Consider the following 17,324-nt stretch of genomic DNA (forward strand, 5'->3'; position numbering starts at 1 on the left):
CCGCCGCCTTCGGCCATCGCCCATGGAGACCGCCGCCGTCTATCTCGACCACAACGCCACCGCCCCGCTGCGGCCGGAGGCGGCCGCCGCCATGCGCGCCGCCCTCGACGTGGCGGGCAACCCCTCGTCGGTGCACGGCCATGGCCGGCGGGCGCGGGCCCTGGTGGAAGACGCCCGCGAGGCGGTTGCCGCGCTGGCCGGCGTGCCGCCGGCCTGGGTGGTGTTCACCGGCAGCGGCTCCGAGGCCAACGCCCTGGCCCTGACCGGGCCGGGCGACGGCCCGCGATTGTGCACGGCCGTCGAACACGACTCGGTGCTGCGCTGGGTGGCGCCGGACGGGCACCTGCCGGTCGATGCCGACGGCGTGCTGGATCGCGGCGCGCTCGCCGGGGCGCTGGCGGCGGCGCCGGCGCCGGGCCTGCTCTCGCTGATGCGCGCCAACAACGAGACCGGGGTGCTGCAACCGGTCGCCGAAGCCGCCGCCGTGGCCCGCGCCGCCGGTTGGCGGGTGCACTGCGACGCGGTGCAGGCGCCCGGGCGGCTGGTGCCCTTCGACATGGGCAGCCTGGGTGTCGACCTGATGACCCTGTCGGCGCACAAGCTGGGCGGTCCGGCCGGGGTCGGGGCGCTGATCGTGGCCGATGGCCTGACGCTGGCGCCGCTGGTGCGCGGCGGCGGGCAGGAGCGTGGCCGCCGCGCCGGCACCGAGAACCTGATCGGCATCGCCGGATTCGGGGCCGCCGCGCGCGCGGTCCTGGACGCCGGGGCCGACGAGCCGGTGCGCCTTGCGGCCCTGCGGGACCGCCTGGAAACCGGCCTGCGGGCGTGCTGTCCCGGCGCCGTGGTGCATGGGGCCGACGCCGCCCGTCTGCCCAACACGACCTGCGTCGGCCATCCGGCCCTGGGGGCCGACATCCAGCTCATGCGCCTCGACCTGGCCGGGGTTTCGGTCAGTGCCGGGGCGGCCTGTTCCTCGGGCAAGGTGGCGTCCTCGCATGTTCTGCAGGCCATGGGTCTGGACGCGGCCGCCGCCCGTCGCGCCATCCGCCTCAGCGTGGGGTGGTCGACCACCGACTCCGACGTGGATCGTCTGGTGGCGCTGTGGGGCCGGACCCTGGCCGACTGACACAGCGCCCGCCGACTCCTCCACCCGGGGTTGGCCGGGCACCGCCGGCGCCCTACCTCTGAACCACGACGGGCCGGCGCGCCGGGTCGTGCTGTCGGGCGCTGCCCTTGCGAGTCGCCGGCCCGGGCGCTATCCATGCGGTCCCGAACCGTCCGGACGCCGGGCCGCCGCCGCAGCCGGACCCGAACCGCCGCCGCTGACAGGAGATCGCCGCCCCATGCCGAAGCTTGTGTTCATCGACCGGGACGACACCCGCCACGAGGTGGAGGTGCCGGCCGGTCTGTCCGTGATGGAAGCGGCCCATCGCAACAACATCGACCTGGAGGGCGCCTGCGAGGGCTCGCTCGCCTGTTCCACCTGCCATGTGATCGTCGATCCGGCCTGGTTCGAGAAGCTGTCCGAACCGACCGAGGACGAGGAGGACATGCTGGACCTGGCGTTCGGCCTGGAGCGCACCTCGCGCCTGGGCTGTCAGATCATCATGAGCGACGACCTCGACGGCCTCGTCGTGCGGCTGCCGGCCGAGACCCGCAACGCCATGTTGTGAGCCCGGCCCGCCGTCCCGCGCCCCCGACAGATCACACCCTGAGAGAGCCCCGTCATGCCCGAGGATTCCGAGGACATCGCCACCGCCACAGCCGCCGGCGAGCGCCCGGACGCCTACACGGACGCTCACACGGATGCCCCCCCGGAGACGCCCGAGGCCGTGCCCGGCCTGGCGGCGGCCGACAGCCTGTTCGCGCGCCTGCGTCACGCCTGCTGGCCGGAGTGGCACGCCTATCTCGACCATCCGTTCGTGCGCCGGATGGCCGACGGTTCCCTGCGCCAGGAGTGCTTTCGGCACTACATGGGCCAGGACTACCTGTTCCTGATCCATTTCGCGCGTGCCTATGCCCTGGGCGTGTTCAAGAGCGAATCGCTGGAGGACATGCGCCGCATGGGCGCCGGCATGGCGGCCATCCTCGACGAGATGGGCCTGCACGTGCGCTACTGTCAGTCCTGGGGCCTCTCGCCCGAGGACCTGGAGCGACTGCCCGAATCCAAGGCCACCATGGCCTATACCCGCTACGTGCTGGAGCGTGGCCTCGCCGGCGACCTGCTCGACCTGGTGGTGGCGCTGTCGCCCTGCATCATCGGCTACGCCGAGATCGGCGCCCGCCTGATCGACGGTATCGACGACGATCATCCCTACGGCGCCTGGATCCGCGAGTATGGCGGCGCGGGCTACCGTCAGGTGGCGCGTGACGCGGTCGAGACCATGGACCGCCTGATGGTCGAGCGCGGCGGCCCCGGCCGCATGCCCGGGCTGGTCGACACCTTCCGCCAGGCGACGCGCCTGGAGGCCGACTTCTGGCAGATGGGGTTGACGCTTGCGGACTGAGCCGGCCCTGGGCGCGACGGTGGCGCGTCCCGTCCTGGACGACCTCGGGGCCGACGTGGAACCGGGGCGGGGGCGGCGCGCCGTCGTCGCCATGTCGGGCGGAGTCGACAGCTCGGTGACCGCCGGCGTGCTGGCCGACGCCGGCTGGGAGGTGGTCGGCCTGACCATGCAGCTCACCGATCACGGCCAGGCGACTCCCGGCGGTCGCACCTGCTGTGCCGGCCAGGACATCCACGACGCCCGCCGGGTGGCCGACCGACTCGGCGTGCCGCACTACGTCCTCGACTACGAGGGGGCGTTCCGCCGCGACGTCATGGACCGCTTCGCCGACAGCTACGTGCGCGGCGAGACCCCGGTGCCCTGCGTGCTCTGCAACCAGACGGTCAAGTTTCGCGACCTGCTGGGGGCGGCGCGCGACCTGGGCGCGGATGTCCTCGCCACCGGACACTACGTGCGCCGCCGCGTGGGGCCGGACGGCGCCGAGCTGTGGCGCGGCGCCGAGGCCGGCAAGGACCAGAGCTATTTCCTGTTCGCCACCACGCGCGATCAGCTCGACCGGCTGCGTTTCCCCCTGGGCGGGCTGGACAAGGCCCGCACCCGGGCGCTGGCGGCGCGCTACGGCCTGGCGGTGGCCGACAAGGCCGAGAGTCAGGATATCTGTTTCGTGCCCGGCGGCGACTATGCGCGGGTGGTGGAGCGGCTGCGCCCCGGCGCGCTGGAGCCCGGCGATATCGTGGACACCGAGGGCCGGGTGCTGGGCCGCCACGCCGGCATCATCCACTACACCGTTGGGCAGCGCCGCGGGCTGGCGATCGGCGGCACCGCCGAACCGATGTACGTGCTGCGGCTGGACCCGGTGCGCCACCGCGTCGTGGTCGGCCCCAAGGCGGCGCTGGGCCGGACCGTGTTCACGATCCGCGCGGTCAACTGGCTGGGCGCCGGGGCGGCCATGCCGGCCGAGGGCGTGCGGGTGCGGGTGAAGATCCGCAACACCTTCGATCCGGTGCCGGCGACGGTGGCGCCGCTCGCCGACGACCGCGCCGCCGTCACCCTGGACGACCCGGCGCGCGGCATCTCGCCCGGTCAGGCGTGTGTGTTCTACGATGATGCGCGGGTGCTGGGTGGCGGCTGGATCGAGCGCGACGGACACCGCGCGGCCTGACCGCGCGAGAACCGGGCGGCCCGAGCGGTCCTCACCTATCCCTTCGCCAGCAGCGTTTCGGCCTGGCGGTCGAGGGCCGCGATCAGGCCCGGCAGTCCGTCGCGCGCGCCGATCGACGCCCATTCCGACCGGCGCAGGGCCACCTCGCTGATCGAGCCCTCCAGCAGCACGTCGACGACGCGCGCGCCGTCGGCCGTGTCGGCGACCACGTAGGTGATCGGCACGTCGTCGTCCGCGGGGCGGACGATGCGGGTGTTGACCAGGGTGGTGCCGGCGGGGCCGGGCGCGGTGCCGTCGATGGCAAAGGACTCGCCGCTGAAGCCGTCGAAGCGGTCGGCGTGCACGGCCACGGAGTAGGACGCGAAGGACTCCACCATGGCGGCCCGGGTCGCCGCGTCGGCCGCGCGCCAGGCCTTGCCGGCGGCCGCGCGGGCCATGCGGTCGAAGGCGAAGGTGGCGCGCACCGGGCCGTCCAGGGCCTCGGCGCGGCCGCCTGGACCCAGGTTCTCGGCGCGCCGCATGACGTCCAGCAGGGCCGCTTGGTAGGTCCCGATCAGGGCCGTGGCGGCATCCGGGGGTGGGGCGGCGGCATGACCGGGGCGCGGGTGAGCGGCCAGCAGCGGCCACGCGGCGGCGGCCAGAAGGAGGGAGCGGCGGGGCAGGCGGCGGGTCATGCGGCGGGCTCCTGGGCGCGCGGGGCGGAGACTGACCGCGCACCCTGAGGGCCGGCGATGGCGGAAATGCGGCGCCGTCGTGCGATCGCGATGCCGTTTTGAAAGCGATCCGGGGGCGGTCTCAGCGGGCCGCCACCGTCCAGCCGGTCGGCACCACCACCAGGCACGACCGCTCGCGCGCCCGCAGGTCGCGGCAGGCGGCGCGGGCCTGGCTCTCCGTCCCCATGCCGAGCAGGCGGGCCCGGTACAGCTTGCCGTCCGCGACCGTGTGCGGGATCACGCGCACCCGGATCGGGGCGGGGCCGTCGCGCAGCAGGCGCGCGGCGTCGTGGGCCGCCCGCTCGGCGGCGTTGAGGGAACTGAAGGCCCCCACCTGCACGCCCCAGGTTCCGCCCTGGTCGGGGCCGGTGTCGAGCGCCGCCGTCGTGGTCGCGCCGCGGGCCGACCCCTGGACGGTTTCCGTCCCCCCGGCCGCGCCCGCACCGCCCGGCGCCGCCGGCGGGACTGGCGTGACATGGGCGCTGGCGGCCGGCTTGGGCTGGTCGAGCAGCGAGGAGATGACACGCGGGATCACGGTGCTCAGGCCCGCCACCCGGGTCTCGCCCATCTTGCCCGGGGGCAGCGCCGGCGGCAGCGGGGTGACGCCGGACGGCAGGTCCGGGCGGGCGACGACGCGCACCCGCTGGCCGGTGGCATAGGGGCTGTAGCTGGCCTGGGTGACCAGGCGGAAGCCCTTGTCCATCAACTCCGCCATGTGATCGTCGCGGCTGCGCGCGCTGCGGCCGCCGAACACCACCGCGACCAGGCGGCGTCCGGCGCGGGTGGCCGAGAAGGCGACGTTGAAGCCGGAGGCGCGGATGTAGCCGGTCTTGAGACCGTCGGCGCCGGGATACCGCTTCATCAGGTTGTTGTGGGTGCCGTAGGTGCGGCCGTTGTAGCGGAAGGCCGTGGTCGAGAAGAAGTGGTAGTGGTGCGGGAAGTGCTGCATCAGCGACATCGCCAGCACGGCCATGTCCCGCGCGGTGCTCTTCTGGCCGCTGTTGGGCAGGCCCGAAGCGTTGCGGAAACTGGTCCGGCGCATGCCCAGATCGCGCGCCTTCTGGGTCATCAGGCGGGCGAAATTGACCTCGGTGGAGCCCAGCGCCTCCGCGACCACGGTGGCGACGTCGTTGGCCGACTTGGTGACCAGGGCCCGGATGGCGTCCTTGACCGCGATCGTGGAGCCGGCGCGCAGCCCGAGCTTGGACGGCGGCTGCCCGGCCGCCCGCGTCGACACGTGCAGGCGCGACTCCATCGACAACCGCCCCGTGTCGATGGCCTCGAACAGCAGGTACAGCGTCATCATCTTGGTCATCGACGCCGGATACAGCCGGTTGTCGACGTCGCGGGCGTGCAGAATCCGGCCCGAGGCGGCGTCGACCACGATCGAGGCGTAGCGCGCCAGGGCCTCGCCAGGCATCATGACGGTGAGACCGACAAGCACGGCCACGGCGGCAGTGAGCCGGGCCAGGCGGCGAGGCGGCGCCAGGCGGGCGCGGGGCGGCGGCGTGGACACGAAAGCCTCTCCTGTCGATCAAGGCCGCGACGACCCCCGGTGCTCTTCCCAGGGCTCTCCCAGGGTTTCCCCAAGGCCCCCCAGCGTGACCAGGGTGACTGTCGCGGCGCCACGGCTCCGGCCGCTCCCTCCGCCCGACAAACGCGGTCGGAAAATTAGAGCGGATTCAATATGAAACTCTGCACAGCATAGAAAATCGGTGAGTGCTTGTCCATAGGCGTTTCGTTTTACACAAGGAATCGTATAGCGTGGCGACCCAAATGGCGGTGCCTGGGACAGGGCCGATGTCTCGCATTGTCGGTATCCGCGACTCCTGGGCGGGTCTGCGACGGCGGCCCCAAGATGTCGTGACCAGGGCCGGGCGGCGCCGGTGTTTTGGCCTTGTCTTGGGTGTGGGCGCCCTTGGGCTGGCGGCCTGCACCGCCGGCGGCGACGGTTCCAATCCGCTGGTGCGCAAGGCGACGTGGGTCGCGGTTCTGAACGGCTGCGATATCCGCGCGGCCTGCGGTGCCGGGGCGCCCGACCGCCGTAGGTTGGTTCGCGTCGCCAACGACACGTAAGGGGTTCGAATTTTCGAGATCAGGGCCACGACTCCGGGCCGGGCCGGCGGTTCATCGCCGTGGCTGACCGCGCGCCGCCAGCCACAGCCCGGAGACGATCAGCACCAGACCGAGTCCATGCGCCCACAGCAGGCGCTCGCCCAGGAACACCACCGACAGCAGCCCGCCCACCAGCGGCAGCAGGTACATGAACTGCCCGGCCACGGTGGCGCCCACCATTGCGACCCCGCGATTGAAGCAGGCATAGGCGAGAATCGAGGGGAACACGGACACGTAGGCGATCGCGGCCAGCGCCTCCAGGTCCAGCGGCATGGTGCGGCCCTGGCCCAGCAGTTCCCACAGGTAGACCGGGAAGAGCATGGCCGCCCCGGTCAGGAAGCTGACCGCCAGGAACACCGACGCCGAGATCGCCGGGCGCAGCCGCAGCAGCGCCGTGTAGCCGGCGTAGCAGGCCACGGCGCCGAGCACCCAGACGTCGCCGATGTTCCACTCCAGCCCCAGCAGCACCCCGGGATCGCCGCGGCTGATGACGGCGGCGGCCCCGGCCAGCGACACCACCAGGCCCAGCACCTGCCAGCCCGTCGCGCGTTCGCGGAAGACGGCGAAGCCCCACAGGATGATCAGCACCGGCATCGCGGTCTGGATCAGCAGGGCATTGATGGCCTGCGTGTCCTGAAGGCCGATGTACAGGAAGGTGTTGAAGACCGCGATGCCCAGGCCCGACAGCAGCAGCACGATGCGCCAGTGCCGGCGGATGACCGGCCATTCCGCCCGCACCCGGGGCCAGGCGAAGGCCAGCACGATCAGCCCCGCCAGGGTCCAGCGCCAGAACGCCAGCCCCACCGGCGGCACGTGGCCGCTGACGGCGCGGCCGACGATGGCGTTGCCGGACCAGAACGAGATGGTCAGGAACAGCAGCAGGTAGGGCCAGTCCCCGAGGCGGGCCAGCGGCCCCCAGCGCGACCGCCCCGTGGTCCGCCCCGTGGTCCGCCCCGTGGTCCGCCCCGGCGTCATGACGCCGCGTCCCGGGTCCCGTCTCCGGCGCCGCTCACGCCGGCGTCGGCGAAGGTCGCCATGCCGGCATGGCAGGCCGCCGCATCGCGCACCACCCCGAGCGCCACCGCCGCCCCGCTGCCCTCGCCCAGGCGCATGCCCAGGTCGAGCAGCGGATCCTTGTGCATCGCCGCCAGCAGGCGCCGGTGACCGGGCTCCTGCGAGACATGCCCGGCCAGGGCGTGATCCAGGCCGCCCGGGGTCATCGCCTGCCAGACCGCCGCGCTGGCGCAACAGATGAAGCCGTCCAGCAGCACCGGCACACGGGCATGGCGCGCCGCCAGCACGCCCCCGGCCATCGCCGCCAGTTCGCGCCCGCCGACCCGGCGCAGGGCCTCCAGCGGGTCGGACAGGGTGAACCCGTGGTGCCGGTGCGCGGCCTCGACGACGGACCGCTTGCGGGCCAGACCGGCGTCGTCCAGGCCGGTGCCGCGCCCCACCCAGTCACCGGCGGTGCCACCGAACAGGGCCAGGGCCAGGGCGGCGGCGGCGGTCGTGTTGCCGATCCCCATCTCGCCGACGATCAGCAGGTCGGTGTCCGACAGGTCCAGGGTCAGGCCGGCGTTCAGGGCCGCCACCACCTCGGCCTCGGTCATGGCGGCATCGGTGTCGAAGGGCACCGTGGGGCGATCCAGCGCCAGCGGGACCACCTGGAGGTCGGCGCCGTGGGCGCGGCAGAGCTGGTTGATGGCGGCGCCGCCGGCCTCGAAGTTGGCCACCATCTGCACCGTGACCTCGGGCGGGAAGGCGGAGACGCCGCGTCCGGCGACGCCGTGGTTGCCGGCGAAGACGACGCAGCGCACCCGCTCCACGCGCGCCGGATGGCGCCCCTGCCAGGCCGCCAGCCACGCCGCGACAGGCTCCAGGCGGCCGAGCGAGCCGGCCGGCTTGGTCAGCGTCGGCTCGCGCGCGACCGCCGCCGCGTGCGCCGCGGTGTCCGGTCCGGGAAGATCGTGCGCCAGGGTGCGGACGGCTTCGAGGGAGGCGACGGGGGGCAGCGGCGCGGTCGGCATGGTCGGCTTGGTCCTGGTGTCGGGGGGGAGGGATGGGGTAGGAGAGCCCCTTGCCTTACCCGAACGCGACGGAGAAATCACCCCATGGCGTCGTCGCCGCTGCCGCCCGTCCTGTCCCGGCGCCTGAACGAGGTCCACCTGGCGATCGTGTTCCTGACCCGCCTGCCCTGGGTCCGGGCCGACTGGTCGCACCCGCTCATGAGCGCCGCCTGGGCGTTTCCGCTGGCCGGTGTGCTGCTGGGGCTGGCCTGCGGGGCGGTGGCCGGGGCGGCGCTGGCGGCCGGGGCGGCGCCGCTGCTGGCGGCCGCGCTGGCGGTGGGGGCGGCGACCCTGTTCACCGGCTGCCTGCACGAGGACGGTGTCGGCGATACCGCCGACGGCATCGGCAGCGGCCGCGACCGCGCCCGCTCGCTGGAGATCCTGCGCGATTCCCGCATCGGCACCTATGGGGTGGTGGCGGTGGTGATGACGCTGGGGATCCGGGTGGCGGCGCTGACCCAGCTCCTCCAGGCGGCCGGGCCATGGTGGGCGGGCGCGCTGCCGGCCTGGGTGCTGGCGGCGGCGCTGGGGCGCGGCGCCGGGCCGCTGTTCACCCGGCTGTGCGACCCGGCGCGCGGCGACGGCGTGGGGGCCGGCGCGGGCCGGCCCGACGGCGCGGGGGTGGCGGTGGCGCTGGCGCTGCCGCTGCTGGGGGGCCTGCTGCTGGGCGCCGGGCGCGACCAGGGCGCGGCGACGCTGCTCGGGCTGCTGGCCGCGCTGGGGCCGCTGGTCTGGCTGGCCGGGCTGGCGCGGCGGCGCCTGGGCGGCTACACCGGCGACGTCATCGGCGCCGCCATCCTGATCGTGGAATGCACGGCCCTGGCGCTGCTGGCCGCCGTCTGGGCCTGACCGGGGGACACAAGGGGGGACCGACCGCCATGACACCGACACCCGATCCGGTCACCGACCCGGCGCTGACGCGCTGGTGGCTGCTGCGCCATGCCCCGGTGCCCGATCCCGAAGGCCGCATCATTGGCCGCTCGGATCCGGATGCCCACTGCGGCGACGTCGAGGACCTGGAGGCGCTGGCCCGCCTGCTGCCGCCCCATGCCGTGCTGCTGACCACGCCCCTGCGGCGCACCGGCCAGACGGCGCGCGCGCTGGCCGCGGCCGGGTTGCGGCTGCCGCGCGCGGTCGAGGAGCCCGATCTCCAGGAGCAGCATTTCGGCGCCTGGGAGGGGCTGACCTGGGGCGGCCTGGCGAGCGTCGATCCGCCCGATCCGGAGTTGGCGGCGTTCTGGACCGACCCGGCCCACCGCGCCCCGCCCGAGGGCGAGAGCTTCGCCGCCGTCACCGCACGGGTCGGCGCCGCCCTGGAGCGCCTGAGCGCGGCCCATGCCGGGCGCGACATCGTCGCCGTGGTCCACGCCGGCACCGTGCGGGCGGCGCTGGCGGTGGCGCTCGACCTGGACCCGGCGCACGCCCTGCGCTTCGCCGTCGAACCGCTGTCGCTGACCCGGCTGGACCGGCTCGACGGCAGCCCCTGCGCCGGCTGGCGGGTCGGCTGCGTCAACACCCTGATGACGCCATGAGCGGCGCCATGAGCAGCCCGATGCGCACCCTGATCCTGGGCGGCGCCCGCTCCGGCAAGAGCCGCCACGCCGAGACCCTGGTGCGGGAGGCCGCGCGGGCCGCGGGCGCGACGCCGGTCTACCTGGCGACCTTCCGGCCCTGGGGCGACGACGCCGAGATGGATGACCGCCTGCGCCGCCACCGGGCGCGGCGCGGCGACGCCTGGCGCACGGTCGAATGTCCGGTGGCGCTGCCGGAGGCGCTGGACGCCGAGGCCGGGGTGCCGGTGCTGGTCGACTGCCTGACGTTGTGGCTCACCAACCTGCTGCTCGACGGTCTCGACATCGAGCGCCAGACCGGGCGGCTGGAACGCGCCCTGGCGGCGCGGACGGCGCCCGTGGTGCTGGTGGCCAACGAGGTCGGGCTGGGGCTGGTGCCGGACACGCCGCTGGGCCGGCGCTTCCGCGACGAGGCCGGGCTGTTGAACCAGCGCATGGCCGCGGCCTGCGCGCGGGTGCTGTTCATCGCCGCCGGGCTGCCGCTGACGCTCAAGGAGCCGGGACCCGGCTGACCCCGACCCCGAGCCCGGCCAGCAGGTCGAAGAACGGCGGACATGTCTTGGACACGCAGCCGGGGTCGCGCAGCCTGACCCCCTCCGCCGCCACCCCCAGCACCGCCAGCGCCATGGCGACGCGGTGGTCGTCGTGGGTCGCGAGGTCGCCGTGGGTCGGGCGGCCGGGGTGCACCGTGAGGCCGTCGGGGCGCTCCTCCACGCCGATCCCCAGGGATGCCAGGGCGGCGCAGATGACCGCGATGCGGTCGCTTTCGTGTTTGCGGATGTGTTCGACGCCATGGATCGCCACCGGGGCGTCGGCGAAGGGGGCGATCGCCGCCAGGGTCAGGGTGGCGTCCGACAGCGGCTGCATGTCCACGTCGAAGCCGCCGGTCAGGCGCCCGCCGGCCGGGCCGGTCACGGTCACGGCCTGGGGCTCGCGCGCGACCGCGCAGCCCATGCGCTCCAGCACGTCGATGAAGCGCAGGTCGGGTTGACGCGTGGCCGTGCCCACGTTGGTCACCGTGACCCGGCCGCCGGTGACCGCCGCCAGGGCGAAGAAATACGTGGCGGTCGAGGCGTCGGCCTCCAGCCCCACGTCCGCCGGCCGGTAGCCGCCCGGCTCCACCCGCATGTCCATCAGGTCCGGGTCGGCCTCCAGGACCGCGCCGAAGGTCTCCATCATGTCGAGGGTCATGGCCACGTAGTCCTTCTGCACCACGTGGTCCGCGATCAGCACATGCACGCCGTTGAGCGCCAGCGGCCCGGCCAGCAGCACACCGCTGATGAACTGGCTGGACAGGGCGCCGGACAGGGTGACCGGTCCGCCCAGCAGCGAGGGGGCGACGATCTCCAGTGGCGGCGCCTCCGGGGTCTCCGGGCAGGTGATGTCGGCGCCCAGGGCGCGCAGCGCCGCCAGCAGCGCCGCCATCGGGCGGCCGCGCATCTGTCGGCTGGCGTCGATGGTGAACCGGCCCGGCCCGCCGGCGGCCAGCAGGCCGGGCAGGAAGCGCGCCGTGGTGCCGGCCGAGCCGATGTACAGCCGCGCCTCGGGCCGGGGACGGCGCCGGCCCAGGCCGTCGATCTCCACCGTGGTGCCGTCGACGGCGACCCGGGCGCCCAGGCGGCGCAGGCTGTCGATGCACCAATAGCTGTCATCGGAGCGCAGCAGACCGCGCAGGGTGGACCGGCCCTCGGCCATGGCGGCACACAGCAGGGCGCGGTTGGAGTAGCTCTTGGAGCCGGGCAGGGCGATCTCGGCCGTGATCGGTGCCGGGTGCCGGGCGACGTCGACGGCGGGCACCCCGACCAGCGCCGACCAGGGCGACAGGCCCGAGCCTTCGGCCTCCGCCGTCGCCGCGTCCACCCCGGTCGTTTCGGTCGTCGCCATCGTCTCCTGCCCCCTGTGGTGTCGGTGCGCCGGGAGTGTGGCCGGCCGCATGCGGCGTGGCAAGCTGGATGGGCGGGGCGCGCCGGGCTACCCTGGGGGCCATGACCGATGCCGATGCCTTCGCGGCCTACCGCGCCGCCCTGCTCGCCACCCTGCGCGCCGAGGACCGCCTGCCCGGCCCGCACTTTCGCGACCTCGCCGAGGTGATCGCCGAGCACGGCCCGCCCGAACCCCGGCCCGGCTGGTTGCGCCGGGCGGTCGCCGCGTTCTGCGAGGCCGGGTGGGTGCAGCTTGAGGACCACGCGCTGGCGCCGCCGCCGGTGCTGGACGATGCGACCCCGCTGGCCTATGCGCTCACCCTGCTGGGGATCGCGGTGGCGGACGGCGAACGGCCGCCGGAGCCGTCGGGTTCAGTCGCCGATGGTTAGCGCGCAACGCGCGGTTTGAGCCCATCGGCCAGGAAGGCGGCCCGCGCGGTCTCGCCGTACAGGGCGTGGACGAAAGCGCGCGCCGGGGCATCCGCCGGGGTGCCGGCCTTGACCGCGACCTGATAGACGATCGGGGCGTGAGCGTCGGGCGGGAAGGCGCCCACCATCCGCACCTCCGCATCGCGTGCCGCCGTGTTGGCGAACACCACCCCCAGCGCGGCGTCGCCGCGGGCCACCGCGTCACGCGCCGCGGCCACGGTCGGCGTGGTCAGCACCCGGCGCGACACCCCCTCGTCCCAGCCGATGAAGCGCAGCGCGTCCAGCGCGTCCCGCCCGATCGCGTTGCGCGTTGGGTCGACGATCGCCAGCGGCCGGCGCCGGTCGACCCACCGCGTCAGGTCCATGCCCCGGGTCAGCGCGGCCGGCGCCGGCGCACCCGGGGCCGCCACCAGCGCCAGCCGGTTGGCGAGCAGGTCGGTGGGCGGCTCGACCTGGCCCGCGTCCACCAGCGGCGCCATGTTGGCGGCGCCGGCAACGATCAGGACGTCGTGGACGATCGCGCCGGTCACGCCTGTGGCGCCCGACACGTCGCCAAAGGCCAGCATCAGAGGATGGCGCTCGCGCTGCCGGAAGACAGGCACGATGGTCTCCAGGGCGACCCGCAGCGATGGGTCGGCGTAGACCGCGAACGCTGTCTGCGCGTGGGTGATGCGGGGCAGGGCCACGCCCGTGGTCAGGATGGCGGACAGCGCGGCGAGCAGGTGGCGACGGGACAGCGGCAGGGCGGGCATGGTGGCGGGCTCCGGTGGCTTCAGGCGCCCTCAGCCTCCGACGAGACGATGGCGGCGGCATGGCGCCCACGCAGGAGCAGGGGCGCCAGAGTCCTGTCTTTCGCGTTCCCACGCTCCCGCGTGGGAGCCCGCGCTACCCCACCAGCGAGCGCGCCAGCAGCAGCGCGTTGGCCGGCGTCTCGCCGATGCGGCGCACGCTGTAGGGCCACCAGTCGCGGCCGAAGGGAACATAGAGGCGCACCCGCTCGCCCTCGGCCGCCAGCGCCCGGGCCAGCGGTTCGCGCACCCCCAGCAGCATCTCGAACTCGTAGGTGCCGGGCACCCAGCCGTCGGCCCGGGCGCGCTCGCGGGCATGCGCGATCAGCCGGTCGTCGTGGGTGGCGACGATGGGGTAGAAGCCGCGGTCCCGGGCCTCCGGGCCGAACATGGCGTCGATCAGGCGGCGGCTGTTCGCCTTCACGTCGGCGCGGCGAGTGTAGGCATAGGATGGGGCGCCAACAAAGGCCCCCTTGACGAGCCGCACCCGGGCGCCGCGCCTTATCTGCGCCGCCAGATCAGCGGCGGTGCGCTTGAGGTAGGCCTGCAGGGTCAGCGCCACCGGCAGCCCGCGGTCGGCGAGCCCGTCGTGCAACGCGATGGTGGCGTCGACCACCGAGACGTCTTCCATGTCCAGCATCAGGGCATGGACGCCCGGCCGGGCGTCGGCGGCGGCGCGGATGTCGGCGGCGAGGGTGTCGAGGTGCCGGCGCGCGAGGTCCGGGTCCAGCAGGTGGCCGACCTGGGTCATGTCGACCGAGACATGGACGTCCAGGTCCGTCGCGCCCAGGGCGCGGACGACGGCACGCTTGGCGGCGACGTTCTCGTCGACCAGGGCCGGATCGTCGACGTACTCGCCCAGGTAGAACAGCGAGGCGCGCAGCCCGTGCGCCCGCCAAAGGGCCGCCGCCCGGGCCACGCCCGCGGTGTGGTCACCGGCGGCGATGTAGCGGTCGCGCAGGCCGGCGGTGGCGCGCGACCCCTGCATGACGCGGGTGACGCGGCCCGAGCGGGCCAGCGCGATCATCGACGATTGCCACAGGCGGGCGAACATGGGGTGGGTCCTGTCGCTGAAGGCAGGAAGGAAACGACGCGGCGCGCCCATCTTGCCGTGTGCAACGGCGAGACGGAAGTCATACCGGCCGACGAAAGGACGGGCCTCTCCGTCGGCCGGCCGGCGCCCATGACACCGACAGCACACCCCGCGGCGCCAGCATCGCTCGGACGACCCGCGAACCCGGGTGACTCGGCTTCACCACGGTGGGGTGGACGACCCGGTGTTTCGCGTGGCCTTGACCGTGCGCCTACGGTCCGTCGGTCCACGGGTCGATGGTCGGAATGCCGGCCGCCGCGAACGCGCTGGAGTCGCGCGTGGCGACCGCGAAGCCATGGGCGGCCGCGATGGCCGCAATGTAGCCGTCGGGCGTTGGAAATCCCTTGCCCGCGGTACGGGCCGCAACCGCACGATCGGCATAGTGACGGGCGGCCGGCGTATCGAAGGGAAGAATTCGGCTCTCGAACAGCCTGAGCAGCCCGTCGAACACCTTGGCGAGGGTCTGCTTGCGGCGCCCATCGGGCAGGGCACCAATGCCGAACAGCAGCTCCGCAAGGGTTACGCTGGTGAGAAACAGCGTTTCGGCCGCCTGGGCGTCTAGCCAGTCGCGGACCGCGGGGGCCGGTGCGGGCTTCATCGCCTCGGAGACGACGTTCGTGTCAAGGACAATCATTGAACAAGGCTCAAGGGCACGGCCGGCGTTCTATCGCGGCTTCGGTCCAGCGTTTCGAGATCGGCGTTGGTCAGGCCAGCGGTCCGGCTCAGGGCGGACAGGGCGGACCCGAGGCGAAGGCGCTCGGCGGGGCGAACCGCCGCCTCCAGGATGGCGCGCATTTCGGCTTCGGCGCTGCGGCCGTGCTGCGCGGCGCGGACCTTGAGGGCGCGGTGGGCTTCTGCGGACAGGTTGCGAATGGTCACCGCGGGCATGTGATGGCGTCTCCAGCCCAATGATCGCGATGCCATCATGATAGCAAGGTTGCCATCATGCGGCAATCTGCGCGAAATGTATGGGTCGCCGCCGTTTAGGGTAGACTGTTCGAAATCAGGCCCGCAGATGCGGTCCGATTTCGAACGTGAATCTGCTCTATATTATTGATTTTAGAGCAGATTTACGCGCCAAAATCGGACCGCGGCGCGATTCTATTCTGGCGCGATCTGCTCTATTGCGACAAACCGAAATCGCGTCGCGAGTCCGGTTTGTCGCAATCGGCTGTATCATCGACGGTCCGGCACTCACAGCAAGACAGCGCCGCCGCCGGCCTCACCCCATCGCGGCCTTCAGGCCCGCGTCGAGTTTGTCGAGGAACTGGGTGGTGGTCAGGTATGGCTGGTCCTTGCCGATCAGCAGCGCCAGGTCCTTGGTCATGAAGCCGGCCTCGACGGTCTCGATGCACACCCGCTCCAGGGTCTCGGCGAAGCGCACCACCTCGGGGGTGCCGTCGAACTCGCCCCGGAACTTGAGGCCGCGGGTCCAGGCGAAGATCGACGCGATCGGGTTGGTCGAGGTCTCCTGGCCCTTCTGGTGCTGGCGGAAGTGGCGGGTCACCGTGCCGTGCGCCGCCTCGGCCTCGACCACGTCGCCGTCGGGGGTCATCAGCACCGAGGTCATCAGGCCGAGCGAGCCGAAGCCCTGGGCCACGGTATCGGACTGCACGTCGCCGTCGTAGTTCTTGCAGGCCCAGACGTAGCCGCCCTCCCACTTCATGGCGCAGGCGACCATGTCGTCGATCAGGCGGTGTTCGTAGGTCAGGCCGGCGGCCTCGAAGCGGTCCTTGAACTCGGCGTCGAACACCTCCTGGAACAGGTCCTTGAAGCGGCCGTCATAGGCCTTGAGGATGGTGTTCTTGGTCGACATGTAGACCGGGTAGCCGCGGTTGAGGCCGTAGTTCATGCAGGCCCGGGCGAAGCCGCGGATCGACTCGTCCAGATTGTACATGGTCATGGCGATGCCGGACCCGGGGAAGTCGAACACCTCGTGGGTGATGGCCTCGCCGCCGTCCTCGGGCTGGAAGGTGACGGTCAGCTTGCCCTTGCCCGGCACCTTGAAGTCGGTGGCGCGGTACTGGTCACCGAAGGCGTGGCGGCCGATCACGATCGGCTGGGTCCAGGTCGGCACGTAGCGCGGCACGTTGTTGCAGATGATGGGTTCGCGGAACACCGTGCCGCCCAGGATGTTGCGGATGGTGCCGTTGGGCGAGCGCCACATGGTCTTGAGCCCGAACTCCTCCACCCGCGCCTCGTCGGGGGTGATGGTGGCGCACTTGACGCCGACGCGGTGCTGCCTGATGGCGTTGGCGGCGTCGACCGTGATCTGGTCGTCGGTCTCGTCGCGCTTCTGGATGCTCAGGTCGTAGTACAGCAACTCGACGTCGAGGTAGGGCAGGATCAGCTTGTCCTTGATGAAGGCCCAGATGATGCGGGTCATCTCGTCGCCGTCGAGTTCGACGATCGGGTTCTTGACCGTGATCTTGTCCATGGCGGTGTCCTTTCGGGGGTCCCCTCGCGAGGCCGGCCGCCCCGCGCCCGGCGGGGTCCCGACCCGGAGGCGGGTCGTCGGGAGCGTCCGGGGGTGTCTGGGTGGATCCCAGGGGGCCGGGCGGGGCGGCGGATGCGTGCTACCAGGAGCCGGCGGAGGCACGGACCGGTCGGTCCGCGTCCGGCGCGGCGGCGGGTGTCCGTGGGGGTGCGCCCCCGGGGGCCGCGCACCGGTCCGGGGGGAGGACCCGGACGCGGCGGGCGAGGGCCGGCGTCGGCTGAACGCGCCTCGGGGGCGGCGGTGGACGCGGGGTCGCCCGGCGCAACGGTCTGGACCGCGGCGGCCCGAATGGCGGGGCCTGCGATCCGGCGACGGACGGCGGCACCATAGCAAGACGGTCGGGGAAGGCAAGGCCGGAGTCGGCCGTGTATGGGTTCAGGCTGCCTGAGACTCTGGAGAAGGCTCCTTGAGAGCGTTTTGAAGGTACGCGAGCGGGGTCAGGCCGTTCAAGGCGCGATGGG

General features: G+C 73.2%; 18 protein-coding genes. 8 read left to right on the forward strand and 10 right to left on the reverse strand.

Annotated features, from left to right (window positions below):
• Nucleotides 1–22 precede the first annotated feature (22 nt).
• From GGD88_RS06160 to mnmA, 4 genes are all read left to right on the forward strand, one after another.
• Complete coding sequence (locus tag GGD88_RS06160; RefSeq protein ID WP_184432853.1) at nucleotides 23–1,126, forward strand: cysteine desulfurase family protein; 1,104 nt, start codon at nucleotides 23–25, stop codon at nucleotides 1,124–1,126.
• Between the two features lie 217 nt (nucleotides 1,127–1,343).
• Nucleotides 1,344–1,673: a ferredoxin family 2Fe-2S iron-sulfur cluster binding protein gene (locus tag GGD88_RS06165; RefSeq protein ID WP_184432855.1), complete on the forward strand. Its 330-nt coding sequence runs from the start codon at nucleotides 1,344–1,346 to the stop codon at nucleotides 1,671–1,673.
• Between the two features lie 54 nt (nucleotides 1,674–1,727).
• Nucleotides 1,728–2,507 (forward strand): thiaminase II, encoded by a 780-nt coding sequence (gene tenA, locus GGD88_RS06170; protein ID WP_184432858.1) that lies wholly within the window; start codon nucleotides 1,728–1,730, stop codon nucleotides 2,505–2,507.
• 34 nt (nucleotides 2,508–2,541) lie between these two features.
• Nucleotides 2,542–3,669, forward strand: coding sequence for a tRNA 2-thiouridine(34) synthase MnmA (gene mnmA, locus GGD88_RS06175; protein WP_281392846.1), 1,128 nt, complete (start codon nucleotides 2,542–2,544; stop codon nucleotides 3,667–3,669).
• A 35-nt stretch (nucleotides 3,670–3,704) separates the two neighbouring features.
• On the opposite strand, the gene GGD88_RS06180 is transcribed toward mnmA, so the two are convergent.
• The 4 genes from GGD88_RS06180 to cobT form a co-directional block, all read right to left on the reverse strand.
• On the reverse strand, nucleotides 3,705–4,343 hold the full coding sequence (locus GGD88_RS06180) for an ABC transporter substrate-binding protein (protein ID WP_184432861.1): 639 nt from the start codon (nucleotides 4,341–4,343) through the stop codon (nucleotides 3,705–3,707).
• A gap of 121 nt (nucleotides 4,344–4,464) precedes the next feature.
• Nucleotides 4,465–5,898, reverse strand: coding sequence for an SPOR domain-containing protein (locus GGD88_RS06185; protein WP_343056289.1), 1,434 nt, complete (start codon nucleotides 5,896–5,898; stop codon nucleotides 4,465–4,467).
• A gap of 611 nt (nucleotides 5,899–6,509) precedes the next feature.
• Entirely contained in the window at nucleotides 6,510–7,472 is a 963-nt protein-coding gene (locus tag GGD88_RS06190; RefSeq protein ID WP_184432864.1) for a DMT family transporter, read from the reverse strand.
• Nucleotides 7,469–8,524: a nicotinate-nucleotide--dimethylbenzimidazole phosphoribosyltransferase gene (gene cobT / locus GGD88_RS06195; RefSeq protein ID WP_184432867.1), complete on the reverse strand. Its 1,056-nt coding sequence runs from the start codon at nucleotides 8,522–8,524 to the stop codon at nucleotides 7,469–7,471. Before cobT ends, GGD88_RS06190 begins: the two co-directional genes overlap by 4 nt.
• 84 nt (nucleotides 8,525–8,608) lie before the next feature.
• Between cobT and GGD88_RS06200 the strand changes: the two genes are divergently transcribed.
• The 3 genes from GGD88_RS06200 to cobU are packed head-to-tail and all read left to right on the forward strand — an operon-like array spanning nucleotide 8,609 to nucleotide 10,646.
• Nucleotides 8,609–9,412: an adenosylcobinamide-GDP ribazoletransferase gene (locus GGD88_RS06200; RefSeq protein WP_184432870.1), complete on the forward strand. Its 804-nt coding sequence runs from the start codon at nucleotides 8,609–8,611 to the stop codon at nucleotides 9,410–9,412.
• 29 nt (nucleotides 9,413–9,441) lie between these two features.
• Nucleotides 9,442–10,095 carry a histidine phosphatase family protein gene (locus GGD88_RS06205; RefSeq protein ID WP_184432872.1) on the forward strand — a complete coding sequence of 218 codons (654 nt, stop codon included), beginning with the start codon at nucleotides 9,442–9,444 and terminating at the stop codon, nucleotides 10,093–10,095.
• An 8-nt stretch (nucleotides 10,096–10,103) separates the two neighbouring features.
• Nucleotides 10,104–10,646 carry a bifunctional adenosylcobinamide kinase/adenosylcobinamide-phosphate guanylyltransferase gene (cobU, locus tag GGD88_RS06210; protein WP_246423596.1) on the forward strand — a complete coding sequence of 181 codons (543 nt, stop codon included), beginning with the start codon at nucleotides 10,104–10,106 and terminating at the stop codon, nucleotides 10,644–10,646.
• Here cobU and aroA read toward each other — a convergent pair.
• On the reverse strand, nucleotides 10,624–12,018 hold the full coding sequence (aroA, locus tag GGD88_RS06215) for a 3-phosphoshikimate 1-carboxyvinyltransferase (RefSeq protein WP_184432878.1): 1,395 nt from the start codon (nucleotides 12,016–12,018) through the stop codon (nucleotides 10,624–10,626). The two genes, cobU and aroA, sit on opposite strands and share 23 nt — an antisense overlap.
• 56 nt (nucleotides 12,019–12,074) lie before the next feature.
• Between aroA and GGD88_RS06220 the strand changes: the two genes are divergently transcribed.
• Nucleotides 12,075–12,446 carry a hypothetical protein gene (locus GGD88_RS06220; RefSeq protein ID WP_221237028.1) on the forward strand — a complete coding sequence of 124 codons (372 nt, stop codon included), beginning with the start codon at nucleotides 12,075–12,077 and terminating at the stop codon, nucleotides 12,444–12,446.
• Here GGD88_RS06220 and modA read toward each other — a convergent pair.
• The 5 genes from modA to GGD88_RS06245 all read right to left on the reverse strand — a co-directional run bounded on the left by modA (nucleotide 12,443) and on the right by GGD88_RS06245 (nucleotide 16,803).
• Nucleotides 12,443–13,237, reverse strand: coding sequence for a molybdate ABC transporter substrate-binding protein (modA, locus tag GGD88_RS06225; RefSeq protein WP_184432883.1), 795 nt, complete (start codon nucleotides 13,235–13,237; stop codon nucleotides 12,443–12,445). The genes GGD88_RS06220 and modA overlap by 4 nt on opposite strands.
• 133 nt (nucleotides 13,238–13,370) lie before the next feature.
• The gene (locus GGD88_RS06230; protein WP_184432886.1) at nucleotides 13,371–14,327 is read right to left on the reverse strand and encodes a proline dehydrogenase family protein; all 957 of its coding nucleotides are present in this window, start codon (nucleotides 14,325–14,327) and stop codon (nucleotides 13,371–13,373) included.
• 250 nt (nucleotides 14,328–14,577) lie between these two features.
• Nucleotides 14,578–15,000 carry a type II toxin-antitoxin system VapC family toxin gene (locus GGD88_RS06235; protein WP_184432888.1) on the reverse strand — a complete coding sequence of 141 codons (423 nt, stop codon included), beginning with the start codon at nucleotides 14,998–15,000 and terminating at the stop codon, nucleotides 14,578–14,580.
• Nucleotides 14,997–15,254, reverse strand: a complete 258-nt coding sequence (locus tag GGD88_RS06240; protein ID WP_184432890.1) for a FitA-like ribbon-helix-helix domain-containing protein — start codon at nucleotides 15,252–15,254, stop codon at nucleotides 14,997–14,999. The genes GGD88_RS06235 and GGD88_RS06240 overlap by 4 nt, the downstream gene beginning before the upstream one ends.
• Before the next feature lie 334 nt (nucleotides 15,255–15,588).
• On the reverse strand, nucleotides 15,589–16,803 hold the full coding sequence (locus GGD88_RS06245; protein WP_184432893.1) for an NADP-dependent isocitrate dehydrogenase: 1,215 nt from the start codon (nucleotides 16,801–16,803) through the stop codon (nucleotides 15,589–15,591).
• Nucleotides 16,804–17,324 lie beyond the last annotated feature (521 nt).

It is taken from the genome of Roseospira goensis, from assembly GCF_014197795.1.
GTDB lineage: Bacteria > Pseudomonadota > Alphaproteobacteria > Rhodospirillales > Rhodospirillaceae > Rhodospira > Rhodospira goensis.

Excerpts from the sequence above, each read along its gene's own strand:
- GGD88_RS06200 (WP_184432870.1), top strand. The coding sequence starts at position 8,609 with ATGGCGTCGTCGCCGCTGCCGCCCGTCCTGTCCCGGCGCCTGAACGAG.
- GGD88_RS06190 (WP_184432864.1), bottom strand. The coding sequence starts at position 7,472 with ATGACGCCGGGGCGGACCACGGGGCGGACCACGGGGCGGACCACGGGG.
- GGD88_RS06230 (WP_184432886.1), bottom strand. The coding sequence starts at position 14,327 with ATGTTCGCCCGCCTGTGGCAATCGTCGATGATCGCGCTGGCCCGCTCG.
- GGD88_RS06240 (WP_184432890.1), bottom strand. The coding sequence starts at position 15,254 with ATGCCCGCGGTGACCATTCGCAACCTGTCCGCAGAAGCCCACCGCGCC.
- GGD88_RS06245 (WP_184432893.1), bottom strand. The coding sequence starts at position 16,803 with ATGGACAAGATCACGGTCAAGAACCCGATCGTCGAACTCGACGGCGAC.
- GGD88_RS06180 (WP_184432861.1), bottom strand. The coding sequence starts at position 4,343 with ATGACCCGCCGCCTGCCCCGCCGCTCCCTCCTTCTGGCCGCCGCCGCG.
- tenA (WP_184432858.1), top strand. The coding sequence starts at position 1,728 with ATGCCCGAGGATTCCGAGGACATCGCCACCGCCACAGCCGCCGGCGAG.
- GGD88_RS06160 (WP_184432853.1), top strand. The coding sequence starts at position 23 with ATGGAGACCGCCGCCGTCTATCTCGACCACAACGCCACCGCCCCGCTG.
- cobU (WP_246423596.1), top strand. The coding sequence starts at position 10,104 with ATGAGCAGCCCGATGCGCACCCTGATCCTGGGCGGCGCCCGCTCCGGC.
- modA (WP_184432883.1), bottom strand. The coding sequence starts at position 13,237 with ATGCCCGCCCTGCCGCTGTCCCGTCGCCACCTGCTCGCCGCGCTGTCC.
- aroA (WP_184432878.1), bottom strand. The coding sequence starts at position 12,018 with ATGGCGACGACCGAAACGACCGGGGTGGACGCGGCGACGGCGGAGGCC.
- GGD88_RS06165 (WP_184432855.1), top strand. The coding sequence starts at position 1,344 with ATGCCGAAGCTTGTGTTCATCGACCGGGACGACACCCGCCACGAGGTG.
- GGD88_RS06205 (WP_184432872.1), top strand. The coding sequence starts at position 9,442 with ATGACACCGACACCCGATCCGGTCACCGACCCGGCGCTGACGCGCTGG.
- GGD88_RS06235 (WP_184432888.1), bottom strand. The coding sequence starts at position 15,000 with ATGATTGTCCTTGACACGAACGTCGTCTCCGAGGCGATGAAGCCCGCA.
- cobT (WP_184432867.1), bottom strand. The coding sequence starts at position 8,524 with ATGCCGACCGCGCCGCTGCCCCCCGTCGCCTCCCTCGAAGCCGTCCGC.